The following is a 3,250-nucleotide window of genomic DNA, read 5'->3' as shown; positions in this document are numbered from 1 at the left end:
AGATAGCGGCTGATGTCGAAAGTGTACGGATCGGGAAAGATATCGCTCATGTAATGCGCGGCGGTCGGCGCGATGTGGATGCGTTCCCCCAGAGGCAGTTCGTAACCCTCAAACGCACATGTGTTCATTACGTTTCGAATGGACATGGGAACGATCGGGTACATGCGCATACACTCCATGAGGAAGCGGTGCGTGACGTCAATCTCGGATGGGGTGAAGTCCTCGGCATCCGGATCTCCGCTCCCGAACAGGGCATCGGCTTCACTTCGGATGCTCTCGTAGAGCGCGGGCTGCGAGACCATGGCGTATACTACCAGGCTGAACATATCGCCAAGGTACACGCTGGCAATCAATGCCGCGGAGAAAGAAAACCGCAAATTGGACTCCGGAAGAAACTGCGGGTCGCTCGCGTGCAGGCTGAGGTACTCGTCCACGAGGTCCCGCGGGCTATCGGCCCGTTGGGCGGGGGTATGGACCCCCTCGATTCGTTCCATCAGCGTATCGAGGGCTTTCGCCTTGCGTTTCATGCCCGGGGTGTTCAGTGTGAATTTTGGCAGAATCCGGGCGACATGCACGCTGAGCGCCCGTTCCTTGAACTTCATCAGATCGTCCATTACGTCCTGAGAGTCGACACCGATGAACAGTGGCGAGAGTTGTGCGTTTATCATCCGCCGGCACATGGACGTAGCAGAATAGGTGTCTCCAACATTCCAGCTTGCCATGTAACTCCGCGCATGACGGTAGAGCTGGTCCAGTTGCCCTCCCAGTCTCCCGCGGGAATACGCTGGCGACAGGGACTTGCGAAGCCGGAAGTGATCGGCGCCGTCCAGGGAAGGCAAGAGGCCGGACGCACCGTAGACCTTCTCGAAGTCGCTGAAGTAGTCCTTGGCTCTCAGGTACATGCGCCCGTGCTTATGTACCCAGCGGTTTGCTTCGAGTCCGGCCAGAAAGATCATGGGCTTGGCGAGTGGAGGACGGATCTTGAACACCGGACCGTACTCCTGCGCAAGGTTCGCAAAAAGCGCGTTGAGGTTGCCGTCTCGAACATGGGGGTTCAGCAGCAGCTTGCGTAGCGAAACCGTCGGAATCTTCTTGGTAAAAAGGGCACGGCGAAGCGTCGGGCTGGCTAGTTTGTGCGAGACGGCTTCTGCGATAGACCGGCCGATCACGTCCATTTTGCAGATGAACGCGATGCGCTGCTCCGCCTCTTCGTCGAGTTGGAACATGAATCGAAATACGTCGCAGGTATTGACGAGGCAGATGATGATAACGTCTCTCGGGTCGGGGATCTCGTTCATGAAGATCGCCCGGCTGATCCGCGTTCTGACGAACTGACTTGCCGTACCTGTCTCGGTGTCGCTGTACAACTCCATCTTCCAGTCGGTGCGGGCCAGCGTCCAGAACTCGCCGTCGTGGTGTTCCAGTATCTTCATTTCCACCAGGCGATCCAGGACCGAATCAATGATCGTCTCCGCACGGGGAGCCAGCCGCTCGATCCAGTACTGCGTATTCTGCTGATTAGGCTCACTCGCGATTTCCTCCAGTATGAAATCGATGGTGGAATTGCCTGTTGGTGTCTGGTCGAGGAGGAACAGGGACTCCACGTCCGTGTCAATGCGAGATCTGAGTGAGAGCTCCGCAAGCACGGCACCGACCACGGCGCAGTGCAAATCCCAGCCGGGCACCTGGTGGAAGTAGCCGGTCTCCTCGTTGAGGAGCATCAGGATGAGTTCCTGGGTCAAAGTAAGCGGTTGGGGTTTCACGCCCTTTGTGGTATCAGCCATTAGATCTGCCCTCCCTTCATCAGACGCAGATGAATGGTGGAAAGCGCGGGAACGACCATCATGAGTATGGCCGTGACGAAGATAATGCCGCAACCGAGCGATGCGGCAAAGGGAACCAGGAACTGCGCCTGTATAGCACGTTCCAGAATCAGGGGTGTGAAGCCGAGAAACGTAGTCAGCGAAGTAAGCATAATCGGCCGAAAACGACCCTTTGCGCCCTTGATGATCGCCGTCCGTACCGGGGCGCCTTCCCGGCGTTTCTGATCGATGAAATCAATCATGACCAGGGAATCGTTCACGACCACGCCGCTCAGGCCGAAGATACCCAAAAAGGACACCGCGCTCAGGGCTACGCCGAGGACCCAGTGGCCCAGGATCACTCCGATGAATCCGAACGGGATCACCGCCATGATGATGAACGGCTTGGTATAGGATCGGAGCGGGATGGCGAGCAGTGCGAAAATCATGATCAGTGCGATCGCAAACCCGCGATAAAGCGCATCCAGGGAATCGAGCTGCTGTTGTTGTTCACCTCCGAACGTGTAGGTCAGGTCCGGGTACCCGGCGGTCAATGCCGAAAGGATCGAATCCTCCAGGATGCTGTTGGCCTGGTCGCCGGAGATCACCGCGGCGTCCACGTCCGCTGAGACCGTGACGACACGCTGGCCATCCTTCCGCCGAATGGCCGGCGGCGAAACGCCCGGGTTCAGCGAGGCCACGCTGACGACCGGGACCTCGGCCCCGCCCGGCGTGCGGACCAGGTACCTTTCGATATCGGTGATGGAACTCCGCTCATCGGCGGGCAGACGCACGTAGACGCGGACCTCTTCCCGGCCGCGCTGGACCCGGACGGCATCCGCGCCGAAAAACGCCGCGCGCGTCTGTCCGGCCAACGCTTCCAGCGTAAGACCCAGGGTACGCGCTTCCGGCCGTAGTTCAAGCTGCATTTCCGGAATGCCCGGGGTGTGATCCGACCGGATGTCGTGGACGCCTGCCACTTCTCGGAGACCGTCGACCACAGCATTCCCAATCCGGGCAAGGAGCTCCGGATCCGGATGCGACAGTACGGCCTCGACCGGGTTGCCCAGGTCAAACACCGCGCCGCTGAAGGTGACGCCGCGCACGTAGGGAAGCACCCCCACCTCTTCTCGCCATGCCTGCACGACCTCTCCGGATGAGATCTGCCTTTGCTGCGCACTCAGGAGTTTGAACTCGATGGTAGCGACGTTGGCCTGAGGATTGAGGGTGGGGGCCGGATTGAGCCCGCCCTCGAGTCTCGATCCCAAACCGACGGTAACCGTTACGCCGCTCAGCAGCGGCGGCGCATCCTCGGGCCGGCCACGTGAAAGCCGTTCCATGACCCGGATACCTGCGGCCTCCAGTTCCCGGGCCACCTCGTAAGTCCTCGGGGCGGTCGTCCCATCGGGCATCTCCAGGACGACCGTCGCGAAATCCCCCTCGATGTC

At 59.8% G+C, this 3,250-nt stretch carries 2 protein-coding genes; both read right to left on the bottom strand.

The genetic code is table 11. The features are described 5' to 3' along the window. The coding region (locus OXG98_08775; protein ID MCY3772099.1) for a cytochrome P450 at positions 1-1,784 on the bottom strand (1,784 nt) is incomplete at its 3' end. After that, a partial coding sequence (locus OXG98_08770; protein ID MCY3772098.1) for an efflux RND transporter permease subunit occupies positions 1,784-3,250 on the bottom strand: 1,467 nt, incomplete at its 5' end. The genes OXG98_08775 and OXG98_08770, both read right to left, overlap by 1 nt.

The sequence above is a fragment of the Gemmatimonadota bacterium genome (assembly GCA_026706345.1).
In the GTDB taxonomy this organism is placed as follows: Bacteria; JAAXHH01; JAAXHH01; order JAAXHH01; family JAAXHH01; genus JAAXHH01.
The sequence above is the reverse complement of the archived record's forward strand: the minus strand, read 5'-3'. Positions and strand labels throughout refer to the sequence as shown.